The organism is Flavobacterium gillisiae, from assembly GCF_900107635.1.
Taxonomy (GTDB): domain Bacteria; phylum Bacteroidota; class Bacteroidia; order Flavobacteriales; family Flavobacteriaceae; genus Flavobacterium; species Flavobacterium gillisiae.
Map to the genome: position 1 here is coordinate 187014 of NZ_FNRD01000009.1, position 24621 is coordinate 211634.

General features: G+C 35.1%; 23 protein-coding genes. 9 read left to right on the forward strand and 14 right to left on the reverse strand.

The features are described 5' to 3' along the window. Window positions 1-45: 45 nt before the first annotated feature. The 3 genes from BLV35_RS13505 to BLV35_RS13515 all read left to right on the forward strand — a co-directional run bounded on the left by BLV35_RS13505 (window position 46) and on the right by BLV35_RS13515 (window position 3288). On the forward strand, window positions 46-1203 hold the full coding sequence (locus BLV35_RS13505; RefSeq protein WP_091091231.1) for an iron-containing alcohol dehydrogenase: 1158 nt from the start codon (window positions 46-48) through the stop codon (window positions 1201-1203). A 287-nt stretch (window positions 1204-1490) separates the two neighbouring features. After that, entirely contained in the window at window positions 1491-2486 is a 996-nt protein-coding gene (locus tag BLV35_RS13510) for an NAD(P)H-dependent glycerol-3-phosphate dehydrogenase (RefSeq protein ID WP_091091234.1), read from the forward strand. Between the two features lie 49 nt (window positions 2487-2535). Next, a complete protein-coding gene (locus BLV35_RS13515) occupies window positions 2536-3288 on the forward strand; it encodes a DUF6503 family protein (protein ID WP_091091237.1) in 753 nt (250 codons plus the stop codon). A 122-nt stretch (window positions 3289-3410) separates the two neighbouring features. On the opposite strand, the gene BLV35_RS13520 is transcribed toward BLV35_RS13515, so the two are convergent. The 3 genes from BLV35_RS13520 to BLV35_RS13530 all read right to left on the reverse strand — a co-directional run bounded on the left by BLV35_RS13520 (window position 3411) and on the right by BLV35_RS13530 (window position 5463). Continuing rightward, a complete protein-coding gene (locus tag BLV35_RS13520) occupies window positions 3411-3818 on the reverse strand; it encodes a hypothetical protein (RefSeq protein ID WP_091091241.1) in 408 nt (135 codons plus the stop codon). A gap of 155 nt (window positions 3819-3973) precedes the next feature. Next, window positions 3974-4993: a phenylalanine--tRNA ligase subunit alpha gene (pheS, locus tag BLV35_RS13525; RefSeq protein ID WP_091091365.1), complete on the reverse strand. Its 1020-nt coding sequence runs from the start codon at window positions 4991-4993 to the stop codon at window positions 3974-3976. A gap of 113 nt (window positions 4994-5106) precedes the next feature. Beyond that, window positions 5107-5463, reverse strand: coding sequence for a hypothetical protein (locus BLV35_RS13530; protein ID WP_091091244.1), 357 nt, complete (start codon window positions 5461-5463; stop codon window positions 5107-5109). A gap of 226 nt (window positions 5464-5689) precedes the next feature. On the opposite strand from BLV35_RS13530, the gene BLV35_RS13535 reads away from it, so the two are divergent. After that, window positions 5690-6205, forward strand: a complete 516-nt coding sequence (locus tag BLV35_RS13535) for a CvpA family protein (RefSeq protein WP_091091247.1) — start codon at window positions 5690-5692, stop codon at window positions 6203-6205. A gap of 36 nt (window positions 6206-6241) precedes the next feature. On the opposite strand, the gene BLV35_RS13540 is transcribed toward BLV35_RS13535, so the two are convergent. The 8 genes from BLV35_RS13540 to BLV35_RS13575 all read right to left on the reverse strand — a co-directional run bounded on the left by BLV35_RS13540 (window position 6242) and on the right by BLV35_RS13575 (window position 15544). Beyond that, window positions 6242-6985 (reverse strand): tetratricopeptide repeat protein, encoded by a 744-nt coding sequence (locus BLV35_RS13540; protein ID WP_091091251.1) that lies wholly within the window; start codon window positions 6983-6985, stop codon window positions 6242-6244. 40 nt (window positions 6986-7025) lie between these two features. Further along, window positions 7026-8774 carry a BatD family protein gene (locus BLV35_RS13545; RefSeq protein ID WP_091091254.1) on the reverse strand — a complete coding sequence of 583 codons (1749 nt, stop codon included), beginning with the start codon at window positions 8772-8774 and terminating at the stop codon, window positions 7026-7028. An 86-nt stretch (window positions 8775-8860) separates the two neighbouring features. Next, window positions 8861-9640, reverse strand: a complete 780-nt coding sequence (locus BLV35_RS13550) for a tetratricopeptide repeat protein (RefSeq protein ID WP_091091256.1) — start codon at window positions 9638-9640, stop codon at window positions 8861-8863. 53 nt (window positions 9641-9693) lie between these two features. Next, a complete protein-coding gene (locus BLV35_RS13555; protein WP_091091259.1) occupies window positions 9694-10728 on the reverse strand; it encodes a VWA domain-containing protein in 1035 nt (344 codons plus the stop codon). Between the two features lie 113 nt (window positions 10729-10841). After that, the gene (locus tag BLV35_RS13560; protein ID WP_091091262.1) at window positions 10842-11843 is read right to left on the reverse strand and encodes a vWA domain-containing protein; all 1002 of its coding nucleotides are present in this window, start codon (window positions 11841-11843) and stop codon (window positions 10842-10844) included. Then, a complete protein-coding gene (locus BLV35_RS13565) occupies window positions 11843-13471 on the reverse strand; it encodes a BatD family protein (protein WP_091091267.1) in 1629 nt (542 codons plus the stop codon). The genes BLV35_RS13560 and BLV35_RS13565 overlap by 1 nt, the downstream gene beginning before the upstream one ends. Window positions 13472-13586: 115 nt before the next feature. Further along, window positions 13587-14450, reverse strand: a complete 864-nt coding sequence (locus BLV35_RS13570; protein WP_091091270.1) for a DUF58 domain-containing protein — start codon at window positions 14448-14450, stop codon at window positions 13587-13589. Window positions 14451-14539: 89 nt separating this feature from the next. Continuing rightward, entirely contained in the window at window positions 14540-15544 is a 1005-nt protein-coding gene (locus tag BLV35_RS13575; RefSeq protein WP_091091272.1) for an AAA family ATPase, read from the reverse strand. A 212-nt stretch (window positions 15545-15756) separates the two neighbouring features. Between BLV35_RS13575 and BLV35_RS13580 the strand changes: the two genes are divergently transcribed. From BLV35_RS13580 to BLV35_RS13600, 5 genes are all read left to right on the forward strand, one after another. Next, entirely contained in the window at window positions 15757-16629 is an 873-nt protein-coding gene (locus BLV35_RS13580) for an aldo/keto reductase (RefSeq protein WP_091091274.1), read from the forward strand. A 75-nt stretch (window positions 16630-16704) separates the two neighbouring features. Continuing rightward, window positions 16705-17457, forward strand: a complete 753-nt coding sequence (locus tag BLV35_RS13585; RefSeq protein WP_091091276.1) for an SDR family NAD(P)-dependent oxidoreductase — start codon at window positions 16705-16707, stop codon at window positions 17455-17457. Between the two features lie 75 nt (window positions 17458-17532). Next, on the forward strand, window positions 17533-18672 hold the full coding sequence (locus BLV35_RS13590) for an ATP-binding protein (protein ID WP_091091279.1): 1140 nt from the start codon (window positions 17533-17535) through the stop codon (window positions 18670-18672). Window positions 18673-19397: 725 nt separating this feature from the next. Then, entirely contained in the window at window positions 19398-20123 is a 726-nt protein-coding gene (locus BLV35_RS13595) for a metallophosphoesterase (protein ID WP_091091282.1), read from the forward strand. Window positions 20124-20171: 48 nt separating this feature from the next. After that, entirely contained in the window at window positions 20172-20669 is a 498-nt protein-coding gene (locus BLV35_RS13600; RefSeq protein ID WP_091091286.1) for a DUF6646 family protein, read from the forward strand. An 85-nt stretch (window positions 20670-20754) separates the two neighbouring features. On the opposite strand, the gene amaB is transcribed toward BLV35_RS13600, so the two are convergent. The 3 genes from amaB to BLV35_RS13615 form a co-directional block, all read right to left on the reverse strand. Continuing rightward, window positions 20755-22308 carry an L-piperidine-6-carboxylate dehydrogenase gene (amaB, locus tag BLV35_RS13605; RefSeq protein ID WP_091091289.1) on the reverse strand — a complete coding sequence of 518 codons (1554 nt, stop codon included), beginning with the start codon at window positions 22306-22308 and terminating at the stop codon, window positions 20755-20757. A 284-nt stretch (window positions 22309-22592) separates the two neighbouring features. Beyond that, entirely contained in the window at window positions 22593-23132 is a 540-nt protein-coding gene (locus tag BLV35_RS13610) for a 3-hydroxyanthranilate 3,4-dioxygenase (RefSeq protein ID WP_091091292.1), read from the reverse strand. Between the two features lie 177 nt (window positions 23133-23309). Then, window positions 23310-24419 (reverse strand): endonuclease/exonuclease/phosphatase family protein, encoded by a 1110-nt coding sequence (locus BLV35_RS13615; RefSeq protein WP_091091296.1) that lies wholly within the window; start codon window positions 24417-24419, stop codon window positions 23310-23312. Window positions 24420-24621: the final 202 nt, after the last annotated feature.

Below are 24621 nucleotides of genomic sequence, written 5' to 3' on the forward strand. Positions count from 1 at the left end.
TAGAACGCTGGTTTTAGAGCCTTTTAATTACTTAAAATAATTAAGATGTTAAACTTTGAATTATACAACCCTACAAATCTTGTATTTGGTAAGGGACAAATAGAAAAATTAGGTGAATTAGTACCAAAAGGAGCTAAAATATTATTGGCTTACGGAGGGGGAAGTATCTTTAAAAACGGAATTCACGAACAGGTAATCAATAACCTTAAAGGACACGAAATTGTAGAATTTGCAGGTATTGAAGCGAATCCACATTTTGAAACGTTAATGAAAGCTGTTGCTATTGTTAAAGAACAAAAAATTGATTTTATTCTTGCAGTAGGTGGCGGATCTGTAATTGATGGTGTGAAATTTATTTCTGGAGCTGTTAATTATAAAGGAGACCCGATCGAGATTTTGCAAAAGCGTATCTTGATCAAAGAAAATGCAGTGCCTTTTGGAACCGTATTAACTTTGCCTGCAACAGGAAGCGAAATGAATTCTGGAGCGGTTGTTACAATCGAGTCCACTAAAGAGAAATTAGCTTTTGGTGGTTCTGCTTTGTTTCCAAAGTTCTCTATTTGCGACCCAACAGTAATTCAATCTTTACCAAAAAGACAATTACAAAATGGTGTTGTTGATGCGTACACACATGTTATGGAGCAATACTTGACATATCCACACGAAGGATATTTACAAGATAGAATTGCAGAAGGAATTCTACAAACTTTAATTGAAGTTGGTCCTAAAGTCGTTGAAAACCCAGAAGATTATGCTTTAGCATCTAACTTTATGTGGAGCTGTACTATGGCATTAAACGGATTGATTCAAAAAGGAGTTCCAAGTGATTGGGCAACGCACATGATTGGTCATGAGTTGACTGCTATGTACGGAATTGATCATGCACGTACTTTAGCAGTAATTGCACCTAGTTTATACAAAGTTATGTTTGAAACCAAAAAAGGAAAATTGGCACAATACGGGAAACGTATTTTCAATTTAACCGGAACTGAGGACGAAATAGCAAACGAGGCAATCAATAAAACAGTTGAATTTTTCCATACTATGGGAATGGAAACTAAATTATCTGATTACACAAAAGACTATGATAAAACCGCTGATTTTATCGTGAATCGTTTTGACGAAAGAGGTTGGAAAGGTTTAGGAGAAAAGCAAAATATCACCTTAGATAAGGTAAAATCTATTGTTGAAATGAGTTATTAGTTACATAGGGTAAAAACCCAGCTTAAAATAAAAAGGCGTTCTTGAATTAAATTCATAGGACGCCTTTTTCATAACACCAAAACAAAACTAACTAATTCCAAATTCATAAATAACTTAATTAATAGTAAGTTACAACGTTAAAAAAATAGCTATATTGTATTAAATTATAAAATATTTACTTTTTTTATAATTTTTGCTTTTTTTACTTAACAAAACTTTAGTATCTATACTTATTTTTTGTTTAATTAATCCATTTTTAAGTACTTTTGATTAAATTTAATAAACAGATGAGCGGGAAAATAAAATTTGCAGTTATTGGTGGTGGAAGTTGGGCAACAGCGATAACAAAAATGTTATGTGTCAATCTTACTGAGGTTTCTTGGTATATGCGAAATGAACAAGCGATTGAACATATCAAAACATACAAACACAATCCGAATTATTTAAGTTCCGTTGAATTTGATACAAAAAAATTAAAGTTAACAAGCGATATTAACGAAGCAGTGGCTTATGCCGACTACATCATCTTCGCTATACCATCCGCTTTTTTAAATGGCGAATTAGAAAACTTGACTGTTTCCTTAGAAAACAAAGTGATATTCTCTGCAATCAAAGGAATTGTTCCTGAAACGAGTATGATTGTAGGAGAACATTTCCACTTTAAATATGATATCCCTTATCATAACATTGGTGTAATTACAGGCCCTTGTCATGCTGAAGAAGTCGCTTTAGAGCGCCTATCTTATCTAACAATTGCTTGTGGTGATGCCGAAAAAGCGAAAGTAGTAGCCGAACATCTATCCGGAAATTACATTAAAACGAAGATTACTGATGATATCATTGGAACTGAATATGCTGCAATGCTTAAAAATATTTATGCCATAGCGGCAGGAATAGCACATGGCTTGGGTTATGGCGATAATTTCCAATCGGTATTAATGAGTAATGGAATACGGGAGATGAAAAAATTCATCAAGAAGGTCCATAAAATGAAGCGCAACATTAATGACTCAGCTTATTTGGGAGATTTATTGGTGACTGGATATTCTGTTTTTTCAAGAAATAGGATGTTTGGAAATATGATCGGAAAAGGATACACTGTAAAAAGTGCTATGATGGAAATGAGCATGGTTTCTGAAGGATATTACGCTACTAAAAGTGCTTATAAACTAAATCAAGGTTATGGTGCTAAAACGCCTATTATCGATGCCGTTTATGAAATTTTATATGAAGGAAAAGATGCTAGAGCCGTTTTCAAGAAATTGACGGACCAACTGGATTAAAACTGATTTCCTACTCTTTTAAATCAACTTCATTTAACACTGTAAGAATATGACAAGAAGTTTTCCTAAAGCAAGTATCTCTTTTGTTAGCAGAACTATACTTTCATTGTGCCTTTTAATATTCTGCAAGACTTCTGCTCAAGAAATTAGCGGAAAACAACTATTGGAACGAGCGATTCATTATCACGACCCACAGGGCAATTGGGATCATTTTGCAGGAAAACTAACTGTAGGTATGACAATGCCAAGCGGTACCGAACGTTTAAGTGAAATAAGTATTGATTTTCCAAATCAGCATTTTAAAATTCGTACGATTAAGAACGACAAAACTGTTGAATACAGTGTCACTAATGGTAAATTTTTATTGAGTCTGGATGGTAAAAGTAACTTTACTGAAGAGGAAATAAAAACTTTCAACCTTACCGAAGCGCGAACTAAATTCATGCAAAACTACTATACTTACTTATACGGCTTACCTATGAAGCTTAAAGACCCTGGAACCATTATTGATTCAGTAGTGGAGAGAAGAGAGTTCTTAGGAAAGGAGTATCTTGTTTTAAAAGTAAAATATGAAGAAGGCGTAGGTAAAGATTCCTGGTTCTTCTATTTTAACCCTAAAACATATGCTTTAAAAGTATATCAGTTTTACCATGATGAAACTAAAAAAGACGGTGAATATATCCTTCTGAGTGACGAAGAAACTTTTTCTGGAATCAAAATACCTAAAATTAGAGCTTGGTACGTCAACAAAGATGAAAGCTATTTAGCTACAGATACCCTTACAAAGATTAGTAAATTATAAGAAAGTCAGCTGCTGTTTTTAGTAGTACAATTTTTATTCAAGCTAATTTTAAAAATAAAAAGCAGCTATTTCCTTTAAAATTAGGACATAGCTGCTTTTTTTTATTGTCGTTTAAAATACAGTTATCTCACAATAACACCGTCTACAAATAAAAGAGGAACTTCTTCCACATCCTTTTCATTAATAGAATTAGCTTTAAAGATAAATTTCTTATCGTATAATTTATTTCCAATGAAAAAGGTCACCATGAACTCATTGTTGAGCACTAAAACGCTTTTTTCTAACATTTCGATTTTCACCACCGAAACCGAAGGCACTTCCACAAAAGCATGACGCAACAATGATGTTTTTTTCATTTCGCCATCGATAGTTCCAAATGCTTTAGAAACAACCATCACACTTTCAATAAGAAAATCACTGTCGTTTACTAAATAAGCGTACCAAACCTTTTCCATAAAGTCGTCACTCCATTCTTGGACTGCGGCTAGGAAAACGTTCTCGACTTCAGGGATTATAATGTCTTTTTTCATTGCTGATTTTTTGCCTCGATACCTCGAAGCACTTATATTGTATAATTCAGTACTCCTAGCCCAGATAGAAGTGAAAATCCTTTTGTTGTTTTTCTTTAAAACAAGAAAAGATTGTAACGAATAGCTGGAAATAGCTCCAAATTCTTCTTTTAATTTTAAATAGTAGCTTTAAATTGCTCTAAGAAACGAATGTCATTTTCATAAAACATACGAATATCACCAATTTGATAGTTCAACATAGCGATTCTTTCAATTCCCATTCCGAAAGCGAAACCAGTGTATTCTTCTGGATCGATACCACAATTTTTTAGGACATTAGGATCTACCATACCACAACCACCAATTTCTAACCAACCGGTTCCTTTGGTAATTCTATAATCCGTTTCGGTTTTTAAACCCCAATAAATATCAATTTCGGCACTAGGTTCCGTAAACGGAAAATAGGACGGACGCAAGCGTATTTTTGATTTCCCAAACATCTCTTTGGTGAAATGCAATAAGGTTTGCTTCAAGTCGGCAAAAGAAACATCTTTATCAATGTACAAGCCTTCTACTTGGTGAAATATACAGTGAGAGCGCGATGAAACGGCCTCGTTACGAAAAACTCTTCCCGGACAAATCGTTCTAATAGGTGGTTTATTCTCCTCCATGTAACGCACTTGTACAGATGAAGTATGCGTACGCAACAAAATATCTGGATCAGTCTGAATGAAAAAAGTATCTTGCATGTCACGCGCCGGATGGTATTCTGGAAGGTTTAATGCAGTGAAATTATGCCAGTCATCTTCAATTTCTGGCCCTTCAGAAACATTAAAACCAATATTAGAAAAAATATCTATAATCTGGTTTTTTACTAATGAAATAGGATGACGAGAACCAATTGTTATCGGTTCAGACGAACGTGTTAAATCACCATAAAAACCTTTAGTTTCTTCTTTGTTTTCGAATGCTTCCTGAATGCTTTTTACTTTTTCTTCTGCCGAAGTTTTAAGTAAATTGATTACTTGTCCAAATTCCTTTTTTTGATCATTAGGAACATTCTTAAATTCGGCAAAAAGCTCTTTTAAAAGGCCTTTACTTCCAAGAAATTTAATTCTAAATGTCTCTAATTCTGCTTTATCTTGTGTTGAGAATGCTTGCGCTTCCCCAATATATTCTTTTATCTTGTCTATCATTTTCATCCAATAATTGAGAGCGCAAATTTACAAAAATTTGTTTCAGGTTTAAAGTTTAAATTTCAAAGTTTAGCCTATAGCTTATTAATTCATCTATTTTTATCGAAAAGTGATTACTTAATCAACTCTCTTTCGATAAAATAACTCACGATAGCTTCTTTCATTAACACTGATTGCTCACCCGCTTTAAGTGTTGGCAGCTCCTCTTTAACGCGATAATGCGGCCAACCTTCATCATCGAAAAATTCGAATTCATAGAATCCATAAGGTTCTAATAATCGGCAAATCGCGATATGCATTAGGTTTAGTTTTTCGTCTTTTTTATATTCACGGTGTACTTTCCCGAGTTCTTGAACCCCTATCAAATAAATGATGGCATCTAAATCTAAGTCTTCTCCTTGTGAAAATTGATTAGAAAGTATATCTACAAGCTGTTCCCAGCGTTCTTTAAGTTGGTTGTCTCTTGACATTTTTTTAGAAAATAAAATAAAGAATAAAGAGAAAAGGCTTCATTCTTTGAGTTTGAAAAATTTGATTTTGACAAAGATAGCAACTACGTTTTTGACTTCGGGATTTTCTATTCTCTATTTTCTTTATTCTTTTAATGACTTTAATCTTTTGCGTTCTTTTATCTCTGTTCTTCCGTCTATTTTCTATATTCTTCTATCTTTGCTTTATTCTCTTTATTCTTTAACTATGAGTTTTTTAGATATTGTTTTGGGTGCATTACTTCTATATGCTTTATTCAAAGGCATGAAAAATGGGCTTTTTATTGAACTGGCTTCGTTAATTTCTCTTATTTTAGGAATATATATGGCTATAAAATTCTCTTATATGATAAGAGCAATACTTGCCAATCACGTTTCTTGGTCACCAAAATATATTGAAATAATCGCTTTTGGCCTCACTTTTATTGGAGTAGTATTGGCTGTTCATCTATTGGCAAAAGTTCTGACCGGCATTATGGACTTTGCGTTCTTAGGTATATTCAATAAACTGGCAGGAGGTGTTTTTAGTGTTCTAAAAACCATTTTGCTTTTAAGCGTTGTAATTAATCTTTTTCAGAAGGTCAATATAAACAACATGATTGCAAAAGAAGAGACGCTCAATAAATCTATGTTTTACAACCCCATTCAAGACGTTTCAAAATACATTTATCCTTCTTTAGAAAAGTGGTATACTGATTTTAGAGAAACGAAGAAGTCAGAATAGTATTTGATTTTAAAGTATTTGGGTAGTACAGAAAAACTACTTCACTTCTTTGATAGCAGTATTTTCAATCCAACCTTCGGTACCGTCCGTTAACTGGACTTTTTTCCAGTTGTCTACTTTTTCTTCTACGTATACTTTTGTCCCTTCGTGAAGCACGAAAATAACGGAACTTCCTTTTTGTGGTTCGCTTCTTACCTCTGCAATTTCGGCAAAAACAATCGCTGGTTTTTCATTATCGTAATGGCTTTTTTCGAAAATAGCAGCCGCAACTACTATGAAAATGAAAACAACAAGTGCAAACATAACAAAAAACGAAATCCTTTTTACTACCGTAGTTTCTGAAAAATAATACCCTAAAAAAGCAAGTAAAAATGAAATTGCTAATCCTACAGCAATCCAAGCCCAAGTATTGTAATGGTAAATTGCGGTGAAATCACGAAGTAACTTGGCAAACCCCACTTTTGGGACCACCTTTACTTCATCAATAGTTCGTTTTTGAGCAAACCTAAGGTTATTTGCAACTTCACGGTCATTTGGACTCAATACCAATGCTTTCTCGTAGCTATAAATTGCCGGCGCTACTTTATTCAATTTATAGTAGCAGTTCCCAAGGTTAAAATACAATTCTGAAGAATGTTGGTTTGTTTTCAGCACACTTCCATAAGCATCAATGGCTTGCTCGTATTTTCCTGCTTTATACAAATCATTCCCCGTTTCAAAGCCATTTTGGGCAAAGAAAACTTGAGTAGTCAATACTAATATATAAAAAATATTCTTCATTTTTTCGGATGGTCAATTACAAATTATTTGTTGTCAATTTTTATATCTGCTTTTCCAAATCAGAAATTATCGACACTGCTTTATCATAATCTTTTTGGATGGTCGCACTAGATGAAGGTGCGTATCGCGCAATTTCACAATTCTCAGTCAACGCAATAAAATCATCCACCGCAACAGGGTTTGCATTCCTAGTCAACAAAAGGTCTTTGATATTATCTTTACTCATCTCTGAAGTTTCAATATGTAATTTGGCTTTCAAAAAGTTGTGCATTGCCTTTTCAAGGGCGACATAAAACGGCTCTTTATTATTAATCTGCTTTTTAGCTTCTGATAAATATTTCTTTGCCAGTTTATTATTTCTTCTTATCCTATTCCCTACTACATCTCCATCAATTGCTTCTTTTTTCTTCTTAAGCAATACAATTATCGGTAGCATCAAGAAAGGAAAAAATAATAACCCATAGAACAATTGAGAACCAAAGAAATCATCCTTAGCAACCGCGACCAGATTTGTTTTCAATTTAATAAACTTAAACTGCTCTGTAGCTGAAATTTTATTTTTACCGTTTTCTCCATTTGAAGCAGTAGCGTCAGTCGCAGTGGGCCCATCTAAAATCGTAATCATAATCTCTGGAGAGCTTATGGTTTTGTATTTTCCTGATCCAAGGTCAAAATAAGAGAACTGCATTGGTTTTACTGGATAATTTCCTTTGTACTGCGGTATAATCGCATAACTATCAGAAATTTTTCCCGATGTTCCCGCCAATGTAGTGTTCACGTTTTCACTGTGAACCGCATCGTACATTTCTAATGCATTTGGAACAACCGGTTTTGGTAAATTGAATAACTTCATATTCCCTTTTCCGGTAACACTTACAATCAAGTCAAGGCTTTCCCCATTTTTCAAACTCGTTTTTGTAGGCGTCACTTTAAAATCAAAATTCCCTACAGCGCCTGAAAAATCAACTGGCTTCCCTGCTTCAGGAAGTGCTTTTACATTGATTGTTTTAGCACCTGCAGATACTCTTTTACTATCATCCGCTATGACAACACGTCCATAAACGTCCCTACGGTTCGTAGGTAACTGCACATCGATATCCAATGACAATGGCTCGATAGTTAGCTTACCTGATTTTTGTGGATATAAAACTGCTTTTTTAAGTACGATATAACGATAACGTTCCCCTTTGAACATTCCTTCTTCGGCGACTAATTGTTTAATATCAATATTTTGACTCCAAAAATCATTGTATTTTGGTTTGTTCAGCTCTCTAAAATTGCTTATCCCAATATTATTGCTGAAATACAATTTATAAACTACCGTTATAGGCTCATTTACATAAGGATTTGTTTTAGAAATATCAGCAATTAAATACAGGTTGTTGTCTGCAGAAATACTGGTATCGTTAGGATCTCTAGGCTGTTCAACCGCAGCGGTAACATTTATTTTTACTGGAGTAGTTTTATAAACCTGTCCATTGTATTCAATAGTAGCCTGCTTGATGGTAAGGTTTCCTTTTTGATTAGGTACAAGGTAATATGAGTATACCTTTTCAAAAGTACTTCTTCCGTTTATCCATGACTGACTCACTTGTTGACTCGGCCCAGCAATAACTCTGAATCCGTCAAAAGAAGGTTGATTAAAATTATCTCCATCGATGTTCATAGCAAAATCAACCCGCAGTCTTTCGTTTAGCCCAAGCGTGGTTTTACTCACTTTAGTCTCAAATTGTATTTGAGCTATAAGTCCTTGAAAACTTAACAGTATTAAAATTAAATATCTTTTCATCTTTTATCCAACCCTTATCTTTCCTTTCGGATTTATTTTATTCTCCGTTTTATTTCTGTAATTTATTCTCCTTCAGATAAATTTAATTACCAGTCTTTTTCTGTTTTTACTGGTTTTCCTTGTACTTTTTGGGCATTAACTTTATCTTGAATTTTCTTTTCTTCATTATTCACGGCATCCAAAAGATTTTCTAATCGTTGTTTAGAAATTCCTCCAGGCTGTGGTTTTGGTTTCTCTTGATCTTTGGGCTTATTATCTTTGTTATTCCCATCTTTTTTATCCTTATCCTTGTCATCTCCCTTGTCGTCTTTCTTATCCTTATCTTTATCTCCGTCTTTTTTATCTTTGTCTTTCTTGTCCTGATCTTTTTTGTCTTTGTCCTTTTTATCTTTATCGTCTTTATTCTTATCGTCCTTAGGCGGATTTTCTTTCAGCATTTTTTTTGCCAATGCGTAATTGTATCTTGTTTCGTCATCAGAAGGATCATTGCGCAGCGCATTTTTATATGCCTCAACAGCCTCAGTGTAATTTTTCTCTTTCATAAACACATTCCCTATATTATGAAACGCTTTGTGTTTCTGAGGTCTTGATTTAGTGCTTTTAATTGCTTTGGCGTAAGCGAACTTAGCTTCAGATGCTTGATTTTGTTTATAAATGGAGTTTCCTAAATTATAAGGTGCAACAGTCCTGTTTGGAAATTTTGAATTTGAAATTCGGTAATCAGCTTCTGCATCCACAAATTTACTGTCTGCATATTCTTCATTTGCTTTAGCTAAACTTTTATCTTTCTCTTGTGCAAATACGCCTCCCAACCCTAAAAAGAGAAGTGAGAAAGAGATAAATATGTATTTTTTAAAATTTTTCATTTTTATTAAATTATGCTATTCCTTACAAGTTGAACCCCTGAAAGAACAGGCATTTATTTTTCTTCATTAAATAAATTCAACTTCTTCACCCAGCTCGTTTTCTTTTCCAACAAAAACAAATCTAAAAACAGCAACACAAAAGCGAATCCAAGAAACCATTGAAACTGCGATTGGAAATCGGCCATTTGCGTGGACTCAAATTCGGTCTTTTGAATTTTATCTAAGGTGTTCTTAATGTATGCTATCACTTCTTTAGTATTATTCCCATTGATATACCCCCCTTTGGTCGCTTTAGCGATCGTTTCCAGACTGGCACGGTTCAATTTTGTCACAACAACTTCATCATTGTTGTCTCTTTGATAACTTTCTACAATACCATTTTTCTTCAAAGGAATCGTTCCTCCTTTTTCGGTTCCTATCCCTATAGTAATGATTCTCATTCCCTGCTTATTCGCTTCTTCCGCCGCCGCTTGGGCACCTTCAGAATGGTCTTCTCCGTCAGAAATTAGAATCAGCAACTTAGAGGTTTTGCTCTTATCGTCAAAATAGGTTGAAGACAGTTTTATCGCTTCATCTAGCGACGTTCCTTGTGAAGACACCATTTCGGTGTTCATGCTTTGCAGAAACATTTTTGCTACGCTGTAATCTGTAGTGATGGGCAATACCGGAAAAGCACTACCTGCATAGGCCACAATCCCTATTCTGTCATTCCCTAATTGATTGATGATTTGCGAAACAATCTGCTTACTTTTTTCTAATCTGCTCGGAGCAACATCTTCGGCAAGCATACTTTTAGATACATCCATCGCAAAAACGATATCAATTCCTTCTCGTTTTACCGTTTCCATTTTAGTTCCAATTTTCGGATTTACCAATCCAAAAATCAATCCCACCAAAGCCAAAATAATCACAACCAGTTTAAAAACAGGTTTAAAAACGGAAGATTCTGGACTCAATTTTTTTATTAATTCTAGATCCCCAAATTCCTTTTTCTTTTTTCTTTTCCAATATAAATTGAATAAGAATAATACCACCACTAACGGCAGTAAAAAAAGTAAGTATAAATATTTTATTTCGTCTAATTCCATAATTTTCTAAATTCCAATCCCACATTCTCAGGACAAATTCCAAATTCCAAAAGTCAAATTCCAGTTTTCACATCCAGTCTCCCTTCCCTTTGGGGAGGGCCGGGGTGGGGATCCTATATAAAACTCTTATAAACTGTATTTCTTAATCCGATCTCGGCTAACAATAAGAAACCCGCAAGCCAAACGAAAGGCCTGTATTTCTCATCATAATCATAGAATTTTAATTCCTCAATTTCGGTCGTTTCCAGTTTATTGATTTCGCCATAAATTTCAGCCAACTTGCTGTTACTTGTTGCTCTAAAATAACGTCCATCTGTTTTATTAGCGATGCTTTTCATCAATTTTTCATCAATTTCGACTTTCATCATTTTGAATAAAAACTCACCGTTTGGTCCCACCGCATATGGAAATTCTGCCATTCCGTTTGTTCCAATCCCAATGGTATATACTTTTATACCATATTGTTTTGCGATATCGGCTGCCGTTTCTGGCTCAATAAAACCTGAATTATTTACACCGTCTGTCAGCAGGATAATCACTTTACTTTTGGCTTTACTGTCTTTCAAACGGTTTACAGCTGTAGCTAAACCCATTCCTATTCCAGTACCATCCTGCAAAACATTATCGTATTTTATACTCTTGATGGCCTCAAGTACAACGGCTTTGTCACTGGTAACTGGAGTTTTTGTATAGGCTTCAGAAGCATAAACCACAAGCCCTATTCTGTCATTAGGCCTTTCATCTGCAAAATCAGCTGCCACTCTTTTCAACGCTTCCATTCTGTTAGGCTTCAAATCTTTGGCAAGCATACTTCCTGACACATCGACTGCCATGACGATGTCTATCCCTTTTGTGGTTTTAGTTTTGTTGCTTATGTCAACCGTTCTAGGTCTAGCCATAGCCACAATCAAAGAACTCAATGCCGCTAACCTTAATACACTCAAATAAGGTTTTAGCTTTGCTAATAAAGATTCAGAAGATTTAAATCCCTTAATTGAACTTATTTTTAAGGTCGCTGATTGATCGTTCCTTTTCATAAATAGCCAGACTATAGCTACTGGAATTAAAAGAAACAACCAGAAAAACTCAGGATTTAAAAATGTGATATTTCCCATTATTTACTTAATTGTATTAATTCGACAGAGCTCAAAACTCGGTCTGATATTTCATTCGCATACGAATCCCCTTCTTCATGGAAAATCATGATTTGTTGTAATCCGCCTTCTTGACTGAATAGCACTATTTCATAATAGAGCTTTTCGCTACTCTTAGAATTGACATTGAATCTTGAAAATGTTCCGTAGGATTTTAAACCCGTTACACCTTCTTTAGTGTCAAAATCTTCTTGTTTCACAATCATATTTTGCGCACCTTGAGATTCCAAGGTCTGTAAGGTAACTTCCATCGATTTTTTCAAATCAATTTCCGCATCCTGTTTGTATTTAATGGTAGAAACCATCAAGTAAAAATTATCGATAAAACTACCATAGGCAAAAGATTGCATTTCTTTAACGAGCTGCAGACCGTTTTTAGGGAGTGATTTTGTTAAATCAATTCTTCTAAGCACTTTTGGAGTTTCGATAGTAACTCCGGGATTTCCGTAGGTACTTCTTATCCATTCAGCTTCTAGTAATTCTTTTGTAGGATGTCCAATAATAGTGTCTTTTACGTAGTCAAAACCTTTGGTAACAATAAAATAAGTGGTCGTTGCTAGCAATAAGAAAACAACCGAAGCCACTGCAATAAGTATGCGTCTGCTTCTCTTTTTCTTTAGTTGAATTTTAATCTGTTTTTGTTTTTGAGCTTCATTCAATAAAGTATCTTCCTCAATTTCGATTTCTACTGGAATAGCACTGTCTAGAGTAAGGATTGCTTTTTGTATTTTATTTCTATCCTCGGTAATTTCGTACTCTACTGGCTTAGATTTGGCAAATTTCACTAAATCGGCTTGTTTTAAAACGCGCTCCAAGTTCTCTATTGTCTCTTGTGAAAGCGTCATTTTCTTTTTCAAAGAAGCTGCTCTAAGACCCAGAATCAACTCCGAAGTAGTACTTTCCATAGCCGGAATATCGATTGCCTCTTCAATATAATTACGGGCAATATCCGTCAATTCACTGTAGTAAGCTTTCACTTCTCCTTTTTGCCAAAGTTCCTTTTGTTCTAAGGTATTCAGTAAACTCGTTGCTTTTTCTATTGGTGTTTTGTAAACCTCTTCTTCAATTTTTTTCTTTTGTTGTTTTTTAACAAACCAATACACTAATGCTCCTATTCCAAGAATTAGCGCTAGTATTAAAAGGTATTTCCACCAATCGCCCAGCGAACTTTTTACAGGAACGATATCTTTGATGTCATACATCTTTTGTTTTAAAGTATCCACCTGGACATTAGCCACCTCAACAGAAATTGAATCCGTCATGTATGGCTTGCTGTTGATCAGAATCTTTATACTCGGAATTGTGTATTTCCCAGAATCAAACTGTGTTAACCCATATTTTTTTATTAATTCATACCGATCCTTATTTTTGATCGTGTCTATAGGATAAGACCGAATTACTTCGAGAGCTCCAATGTTTTTAAGTTTTGGAAAATCAACTTTAGACAACGTATCCACTGACGTTTTTACCGTTAATTTAAACTCAGCTCCAATTTTGTTCTTAGTTGTATCTATACTCGTTACCACTCGTTTTTGCTGAGCAAAAATAGCAGTGGAAAAAAGCAATAATAGTAGGTAAACTTTATTCATTTTATATTTTCAGTTTGAGGCGAATTACATTTGATTAAAGCAATTGATTTTTGATTGAAGATTAACGATTTATGATGTTTTACACTTAGAATTAAAATTATTCAATCGTTAATCATTACCTCGATTTAAAATAGCCTAATAATTTGGTCACATAACTTTCGTCAACTCTCGTGTTTACCACTCCTGCACCTGACTTACTGAATGTTTCCTTGAAATAAACTAATTGGTCATTATAATATTTCTCATAGTTGAATCGAACCGTTTTCGAACTCGTGTCAACTAGCTGTGTTTCTCCTGTTTCAGCATCAATCATTGGTACCATTCCTATATTCGGCATTTTTTGTTCCCGAATATCATACACCCGAATTCCTGTGATGTCGTGTTTTTTAGATGCGATTTTCAACGTATGTTCATAATCTTCCGACAAGAAATCAGAGATAACAAATACAATCGCTTTCTTTTTCTGAGTGCTGGATAAAAACTTTAAGGCTTGAGCTATATCCGTTTTACGGCTTTTTGGTTCAAACTCGATCAATTCACGAATGATACGCAAAACGTGTGACCTCCCCTTCTTTGGTGGAATGTATAATTCAATTTGGTCTGAAAATAAAATCAATCCAATTTTATCATTATTCTGTGTTGCCGAAAAAGCCATAGTTGCGGCAATCTCCGTAACAATATCTTTTTTGAATTGATTTTTAGAACCAAAACTTTCCGAACCTGAGATATCTACCATCAACATCATCGTCAACTCACGCTCTTCTTCAAAGACCTTTACGTGAGCTTCATTGTAACGCGCTGTAACATTCCAATCAATATTACGAATATCATCTCCATATTGATATTGACGTACTTCGCTAAAAGTCATTCCGCGTCCCTTGAATGAGGTGTGGTATTCCCCTGAAAAGATATGATCGCTCAATCTTCGGGTTTTAATCTCTATTTTTCGTACTTTTTTTAAAAGCTCTTTTGTATCCATGTTTTATAGTGTTCAGTATCAGTTATTGAGTGTTCAGTTATCTGCTGCGAGAGAAACTGCTCACTAAAAACTGCTCACTGTATACTGGTTTAAGGTACTTCAACTTCATTTATAATTTTATTGATAATATCAACAGAGGTAATGTTTTCCGCTTCTGCTTCATAAGTAATACCAATTCTGTGACGCAATACATCATGAACAACGGCACGAACATCTTCTGGGATTACATAACCACGTCGTTTTATAAAAGCATAACATTTGGCCGCATTAGCTAAGTTGATACTTCCACGTGGCGAAGCTCCAAAACTGATTAACGGTTTCAAGTCGGCTAGTTTATATTTCTCTGGGTAACGAGTAGCAAAAATAATATCAAGAATGTATTTCTCAATTTTTTCGTCCATATACACTTCACGAACCGCTTCCTGTGCACGTAGAATTTGTTCTACCGAAACAACTTGGTTTACTTTCTCGTAGCTTCCTTTTAGGTTTTGACGAACAACCATACGCTCTTCATCCATTTTAGGATAGTCAATAACCGTTTTCAACATAAAACGATCGACTTGTGCTTCCGGAAGTTGGTAGGTTCCTTCTTGCTCAATTGGGTTTTGAGTTGCCAAAACTAAGAACGGTCTGTCTAATTTAAAAGTAGTATCACCAATGGTCACTTGCTTTTCCTGCATCGCTTCTAATAATGCCGATTGCACTTTAGCTGGCGCACGGTTAATCTCATCGGCCAAAACGAAATTAGCAAAAATAGGTCCTTTTTTTATCGAGAATTCATTTTGCTTAATGTTGTATATCATTGTTCCCACAACATCTGCTGGCAATAAATCTGGTGTAAATTGTATTCTACTGAATGATCCATGTACCGCTTGAGAAAGCGTATTAATAGCTAGCGTTTTTGCTAATCCTGGAACACCTTCCAGTAAAATATGTCCTTGTCCAAGAAGTCCGATTAATAATCTTTCAACCATGTGCTTTTGACCCACAATCACTTTATTCATTTCCATTGTCAAGAGGTCGATAAATGCGCTCTCTCTTTCTATTTTTTCATTGATTGCTCTAATGTCTAAAGTCGATGTATTTTCTTCCATATCGTTATATTTAAAACCTTGAATTTAATGCCTTATATTTGAGAGTGCAAATTGAATTATTTTTTAGAGGTAAGATGTTAAAAAATGGTTAAAACTTCGAACAAAGCCCTAATTTTAAGGACGAATTATGATACAATTTTTATATTTTTAAGAACTTTGAAAAATATACTTTGAAATAAGAAAAATACGAGTTTCAGTAAAAAATAAAAACCATGAGCAAAACGACATTATCACCTATAATTGCAGGTACTATGAATTGGGGAGTTTGGGACAAAAACCTAACTCCAAAGGAAATGGAAAGTATGATCCATGTCTGTTTAGAAAATAAAATTACCACCTTTGACCATGCCGATATTTACGGTGGTTACACTACCGAATCCGACTTCGGAAAGGCATTTTCTTCGAGCAAAGTAGCGAGAGAAAAAATCCAGCTTATTTCCAAATGTGGGATCCAAATGCTGGCTGAAAACCGAGACAACAAAATCAAACATTACGACTACTCTAAGTCACACATTATGTGGTCAGTTGAACAATCGTTAAAGAATTTACAAACTGATTATTTAGATGTATTTTTGTTGCACAGACCTAGTCCGTTGATGCAAGCAGATGAAATTGCCGAAGCAGTAGAAAAACTAAAATCAGAGGGGAAAATAGTCGACTTTGGGCTTTCTAATTTTACTAGTTCTCAAACCGAATTGATTCGTCAAAAAACAGAAGTCAGCTACAATCAGGTACAGTTTTCGGCAACGAATTTTGAACCTATGCTTGACGGCAGTTTTGATTATATGCAACTAAATAAAATTCGCCCGATGTCTTGGAATCCATTAGGATTTGTTTTCAGGAAAGATATCCCGCAAACGCATCGACTAAAAAAAATATTGGCAACCTTGGTTTCAAAATACCATTTGGGTGCTGACACAATTTTACTTGCTTGGGTTTTACAACATCCTGCCAAAGTGCTCCCTATTGCGGGAACAGTAAACGTTGCCAGAATACAATCGTTGATGAAAGCGGTAGAATTAGATCTTGAAAAAGAAGATTGGTTTGCCATCTGGGCAGAAAGTATGGGCGAAGAAGTAGCTTAAACTGCATACCTATTCCCCTCCTAAAACAATAAAAATGAAATACAACAATACTGATTTCGATAGCAATAATAAACCATGAGTAAAACAGCCTTAATAACCGGTGCAACCAGCGGAATCGGTAAAGCGACCGCACAAATATTAGCAAAAAACAACTATAAAATAATCCTGTGTGGAAGACGCGAAGACCGAATGGCAGAACTCGAAAAGGAACTTTCAGAACTGACAGCCGTACACACTTTACTATTTGATGTGCGTGATAAAAAAGCCGTGTCAGAAAGTATCGCTTCTCTACCTGAAGCCTTTTCTACTATAGACATTCTTATCAACAATGCAGGAAATGCACATGGATTAGACCCTATTCAAACTGGTGACTTAGACGATTGGGATGCGATGATCGACATCAACGTAAAAGGCTTGTTGTATGTTTCGAAAGCCATCATTCCTCAAATGATCGAAAGAAAATCAGGTCATATCATTAATATTGGCTCCACTGCCGCAAAAGAAGTGTATCCAAACGGAAATGTCTATTGTGCCACAAAACATGCGGTTGACGCCCTAAATCAAGGTATGCGAATGGATTTAAACCCCTTCGGAATACGAGTGGGCGCTATCCATCCCGGAATGGTGCAAACTGAATTTAGCGAAGTGCGCTTTAAGGGAGATACAGATAGAGCTGAAAAAGTATACCAAGGTTTCACACCCTTACAACCAGAAGACATTGCTGATATTATTCATTTCGTGGTATCCCGACCTTATCATGTTAATATTGCCGATTTAGTGGTAATGAGTACTGCACAGGCTTCTTCGACGATTGTAAAAAAGAACTAAAGCAACTCGTTTAAGGCAATTAAATTTTAGTTTTTAAATATTTTTATCCAACGGGTCAATAAATAATAAAACAGCATGATCAATAAGCGCCTTTTAATTAAAAACCTGCTCGCTCAAAATGATGAGAGTAGCTTTTATGACAAAAAGCGCCAATTGAACTTGCATACTCGTGAAGGAAAAGCAAAGTTTTTAAAACACATTTGCGCTTTATCCAATTCCAACCCTGCCAATAATTCTTACATCGTGGTAGGAGTCGAAGATCAAGATAATGAAATCGTGGGGGTAGATTTTTTTGATGACAGTCATATTCAAAATTTAGTAAATGCCTATTTAGAAAACCCGCCAAAGATTCAATATGAAAATGTCCCTTTCCCAAACTTACCAAAAGACAAGGTGATTGGATTAGTGACGGTAAAACCAAAAAATAACATCTCGTATTTTAAAAAAGGGATTCATACTATTCTGGTCAATAGCGTCTTTATAAGGCATGGTAGCAACACGATGCCAACGGAAGAAAAAATTAAAAAGAATTTTCAAAACTCGGAAACCGTAATCGGGATTGAGAACAATGCCCGGAACAACATCAAATATACGTTGGACGGGGTTTTTGATTTTATGAATTTTCGTCATAAAGACATGGCTCCAAAATACAAAGTCTTCAAAGAGTTATTTGTAATATGCTGGGCTGGAATTCCAAAAAAAGTACGTGACAAAACATTTTTGTCACGTGTCGACATCGAACTGATAAATGAGCAAATTAAATTGTTCTATTCTGCTCAAGATGTAGTGACAATTACTTATGACGAAGATACTTTTACCATTATTGAATATCTTTCTTTGGGCCTAAATGACAAAACGAGTTATTATCCCTTAGAGAAACAAACCATCTATTTTTATGAAAATGGCTATTACAAGATAGAAAATGAAATGCTTTTCCAACCTCCGGAATTCAGCCGAAAAATGCTTTTCCACATTTACAATTCTAATCTTGCTGTTTTAGCAAAACTAAAAAAAGGACTCACATTAACAGCAGGCGAACAAAAGGATCTGGGAAATGTACCCTCGACATTTATGATTTGTTACCTCAACGGATTTGATGATGCTAAAGAAAAACTAGAGGAAGCTAAGCCTTTTTTAAAACCTTTTCCTCACATTTATTTATCATTTAAAGAAGCAATGCGAATTTTGAGAAAGATGAAATACGATGTGAAGTAAAAATTAAGGCAGTATACAAAAACTAATATAGGGTATCGTATTTAGATACTAGCGTCCTAAATACAGTGGTGATTTAAAATCCTAGCCAATTTGAAAAAGCGAACTAGGGCTTGTAGGAAAACATCTGTAGTACTACTGATGCTTCTTTAAAAAAGATCTTCCTTCTATTGCGCCGTTTTAAAAATGACAGGCAGCCATAAAAAGATCATTAATAAAGCTGGCTACCATTCGAATAATTAAAAGCGATAAGACGATAAGTGTATTCATTGTAGAAAGTTTTTTTTGTAAAATTACTTCAAAACACCACAGTAAACAATCACTAAATTTAGTGATATTTATGTAGTCCAAAAATAGCGATTTTATTTCATAATCAACTCATTAAAAACAAATCTATCGTAAAACACAACTATTTCGCCCATGCAATTTAGCTATACTTTTAAGTTAGCACGCTTTCTCCGTTTTAATTTTTATCGTTTACTATTGAGATACAATTTACTCTCGCTGAAGATGAAAACCGTTGCATCTGCTGCAAATTACAATAGCTCATTAAATACTTCAAACACAATCAACAATCTTTTACTTGTTATACTGTTTTCTGCTCCACTTTAATTTTAAGATAAAAAAATAATTAAAAATTCTCTCTTCCCAACTCTTTTCCTTAATTTTATGGATTAGAAAAAAAACACTCTTGCTGTTTTTTATAATCCCGATTGACCAAACACAAAATGAGAACATTAGTTATAGGAGATATACACGGAGGCTTACGTGCACTGCACCAAATCATGGAAAGAGCGAATGTAACTGCCGAAGATTCCTTGATTTTTTTAGGGGATTATGTGGATGGATGGAGCCAATCTCCACAAGTCCTCGATTACTTAATTGAATTGAATAGCACAAACAATTGCGTCTTTATCCGGGGAAATCACGATGAATTATTATTGCATTGGTTAAAAGACAGTAAAGACAACCTCATGTGGTACAAGCATGGTGGCGAAGCAACTGTACTTGCTTATGAAAAAGTAGATGCCGTTACAAAACAATTGCATGTTGACTTTTTACTTTCGTTAAAAGACTACTATTTAGATGAGAAAAACCGCCTTTTTGTTCATGCCGGTTTTACGAACATGAATGGGGTTGCTTATGAATTCTTTCCAAAATTATTTTACTGGGATAGAACCTTATGGGAAACTGCTCTGTCATTAGACCGAAGTATCAAACCCAATGACATGCTCTACCCGAAGCGATTGACTTTGTATGACGAAATCTACATAGGCCATACGCCGGTGACTCGCATAGACAAAACTGAACCTGTACAAATGGCTTGTGTCTGGAATGTGGATACAGGAGCAGCTTTTAAAGGTCCTTTGACTATAATGGATGTAAATACAAAAGAATTCTGGCAAAGTGAGCCCTTGAACGCTTTGTATTTTGACGAAAAAGGGAGGAATTAAAATTTAATAAACTAATTTTGTCCCAATAGTTTAAAAATATTGACACATATGAAAAAAGTAATCACATTATTATTACTATCGTCCGTTTGGCTTACAAATGCACAAGCTTTTAAAGGAAATGGAGATGTGAAAGGTCAAGTAGGTCTAAATCTACAAGACGGAGGAACAGGAATTTTCGTTTCTTCTGATTTTGGAATTGGCGAAAACATGTCCTTAGGACTTACTGCTAATTATTTATTGTCTGTTAGCGAAGACGAATTGGGAAATATTCCAGATTTTGGTCAACGGGTAGATTTAAAAGCACGATTTAATGCTAATTTAGGAAATGTATTGAAAATGGAGCCAAACATGGATATTTATCCAGGCTTGGATTTAGGTTTGCATAACTTTGGTGCACATCTTGGTTTCCGTTATTTCTTTACCGAAGGTTTTGGATTATTTGGTGAAGCTGGAGTACCAATCGCTAAATATGACAAAAACGTAACTGGATTTGACCATTTGAACAATCAGTTTGTTTTCAATATTGGAGCATCTTTTAATTTGTAGAACAATACAAGTACTACATTTTTAAAATAAAAAAAGGCAATTTGAAAATTTCAAATTGCCTTTTTTAGTTTATGTATTTTGGGTACTACAAATCAAATTTGATTCCTTGTGCCAAAGGCAAAGATGTTCCGTAATTGATTGTATTGGTTTGACGACGCATATACACTTTCCATGCATCTGAACCTGACTCACGTCCACCACCTGTTTCTTTTTCTCCTCCAAAAGCACCACCGATTTCAGCACCAGAAGTTCCGATGTTTACATTGGCAATTCCACAATCAGATCCTGCAACAGATAAGAAATGTTCTGCTTCTCTTAAGTTGTTTGTCATAATCGCAGATGATAATCCTTGAGCTACTCCGTTTTGAACGTCAAGCGCATTTTCTACCGTTCCTGAATATTTCAATAAATACAATACTGGAGCAAAAGTTTCGTGTTGTACGATTTCGAATGAATTATCCGCTTCTGCAATTGCAGGTTTCACGTAACATCCACTTTCATACCCTTCTCCTGAAAGAACACCACCTTCAACAAGGATTTTACCACCTTGCTCTACTACTTTAGTTAACGCTCTATTATACATTTCAACAGCATGCGTATCGATTAGCGGCCCAACGTGATTGTTTTCGTCTAATGGATTCCCAATACTTAGTTGCTTGTAAGCAGCCACAACAGCATCTTTTACTGTATCGTAAATACTTTCATGAATAATTAAACGACGTGTTGAAGTACATCTTTGTCCTGCAGTTCCTACAGCTCCAAAAACAGCACCTATAACTGTCATTTTTATATCAGCATCTGGCGTAACAATGATGGCATTGTTTCCACCTAATTCTAATAATGATCTTCCTAAACGACCTGCTACTGTTTGCGCAACGATTTTCCCCATACGAGTAGAACCTGTTGCAGAAATTAACGGCACACGTTTGTCATTAGTCATCATTTCACCTACTTTGTAATCTCCGTTGATTAAACAAGAAATTCCTTCTGGAAGGTTATTTTCTTTAATTACCTCAGCGATTATATTTTGACAGGCGATTCCACAAAGTGGTGTTTTCTCTGATGGTTTCCAAACGCAAACATCACCAGCGATCCAAGCCAAAGCGGTATTCCAAGCCCAAACAGCTACTGGAAAGTTAAACGCTGAAATAATCCCAACAACTCCTAATGGATGGTACTGCTCATACATTCTATGTTGTGGACGCTCAGAATGCATTGTTAAACCATGTAATTGACGAGAAAGACCAACTGCAAAATCACAGATATCAATCATCTCCTGAACCTCACCATATCCTTCTTGTAATGATTTCCCCATTTCGTAAGAAACCAATTTACCTAAAGCGTCTTTATTTTCACGTAATTTCTCTCCAAACTGACGCACGATTTCACCACGTTGTGGTGCTGGCATCAATCTGAATGTTTTGAAAGCTTCAGTAGCGGATTGCATTACTTTTTCGTAATCTGCCGCTGTCGAAGTTTTAACTTTCGCTATCAATTGACCATCTACAGGAGAATAACTTTCAAGGATTTCTCCATTTGAAAAATGATTTAATCCTGTTGAAGTTCCTTCATTTATGTCCTTTATGCCCAATTGTGCCAAAGCCTCTTTCATTCCGAATTGATTTGCTATTGTTATCATTGTAACTTTTTTGGTTAAAATTGTTATATTATTTTTTTGTAAAGATATTGTTTAAAGACTTACTATACAAAATTCATCTTATAAAATATCGATAAGAATAGGGTGTTATTGTTAAAAACCAGCTCCTTTATACAATTCTTCCCGATTAAAATAAATAGATTTGTGTGTACGTGATTTCATAGCCCCGGTAGTAGCGGCATCCTTTTGTGGCTTTCTTTAGGCCACAAAAGATAAAGCGAATGACGGGAAGTGGCTCCTAACTAAAAGAAAATCCTTTATACATTTTACTCTTTAGTCATAAATCGAGGGTCCGTTTCCATCACTGTCCCGCATTTTTCGCAGGTTCTCAATGCTTCTGACTTATAGAAACTATCAAAATGAGGCATAAAGTCTTTTTCGATATCGTTTAGCTCAAAGTACACTTCATGTAATTTATGATTGCAGCTCTCACAAAACCATAGCAGACCGTCCGTATAGCCTTGCCCTGCCCTTTTTCGTTCAATAACCAAACCGATTGAGTTCTCTGAACGCACTGGAGAATGAGGGACTTTTGCAGGATGTAGATACATATCGCCCGCATGCAGCTCTAACACATTGCGCTCGCCATCCTCTTGCGTAATGACTTTTATCGAACCTTCTAATTGATAAAACAACTCTTCAGTCTCGTTATAATGAAAATCTTTTCGGGCATTGGGGCCCGCAACAATCATGACAATATAATCACCAGAATCCCTATATAAATTTTTATTTCCAACAGGCGGTTTCAGCAATTGACGGTTTTCATCGATCCATTTAGTAAGGTTGAAAGGTTTTGAAATTGCCATTTTATTTGAGTTGTTAAATTAATGTTGCGCTAAGTTACTAAAAAGTCTCAAGCAGTAAAGTTTATAAAATCATAAACTATGGGTATAACTACCAAATGGATTTGCTAATGTTGGCTGGAACGAAAACTCTATTCTCAAAATTGGGGTTAAAACTGAAAGATATCAATTCCCTATGCTTTATTTCACCTCTTTTATCAGATAAATATAAACCGGAAAATGATCACTAAAACCAACTTCTGTAGCCGAATGACGTTTTGGATATCCTTTATACTGACCCGAAGTTTGTATCAAAAAAGACTTGTTATATATCCCCGCTTTCCAATAGTTAAAGGAGGAAAAATTATTCTGAATAAGTGATTGCGACACCATTATTTGGTCAAAAATATCCCAAGAATCCCGGAATGCGATTGTCCCTAAACCTTTCTTAGCCATATCCTCAAAGGGGTTGTATATTCCTAATGGAGGAACATCCGCTTTATTGGCTTTGGCGCCAAGGGCAATTTTCACACTTCTATTATAAGGTCCATCATTTAAATCTCCCATGGTCAACACCTTTGCGTTTGGGTTTATCCGCTGCAGAGAGTCTATTATTTTTCTGTTTAATGCTCCTGCCGCTTCGCGAAATGGGCTTGATTTTTTCTCTCCGCCAGAGCGTGACGGCCAGTGATTGACAATAATATTAATTTCTTCTCCATCCAAAAAGCCGGTAACTAACAACTGATCTCTCGTAAAGACACGATTATTATAATTACTTATCTGTAAAGTGTCATCCGTTTTTTCTTCCACTTCTAATTTAGTATTCGCTTTTTTAACGACTTCTTTTCGGTAAACGATTAGAGGGATATTGGTGTAAGTTGTAGGTCGGAAATATTGCTTTTGATACAATAAAGCGACGTCGATTCCTCTTTTGTCTGGAGAATCAAAATGGATGATTCCGTACTCTTTATTAACAATTTTTGATTCTTTGATTAAATCTTCCAGAACGCCTCTGTTCTCAATTTCAGAACAACCAATGAATGTAGGGGAATTTGTATTTTCAGCCGAACCGATTTCCAATAAAACCCGAGAAAGATTCTGTAGTTTTTGATTGTACTTTTTGGAAGTCCAATGCTGTGCTCCTTTTGGCGTCCATTCATCGTCATTTGTGGCTGGATCATTTATGGTATCAAAAAGATTTTCAAAATTATAGAACGCGACGGTATGTATCGCATATTTTTTTTGCTGGCCAAATCCATTTACTACTGGTACGATAAAAAGCAACACTAAAATCAATCGCATAATTCTCATATTTGATCTCTAAAAAATTAATTTTAATCGGCAATACCAGCAACTCTTTGAGTAAAAATACTTCATTTTAAGAACAAAGTTCAAATTATTTTTGAAATTCATTATCTTTGATTTTTAGTCAAATTAATTGACTTCCATTATTTTATACATCCTCGAAAAACAAAAATATGCATCCTACCCGATTTTGCTCTATAAAAAGTAG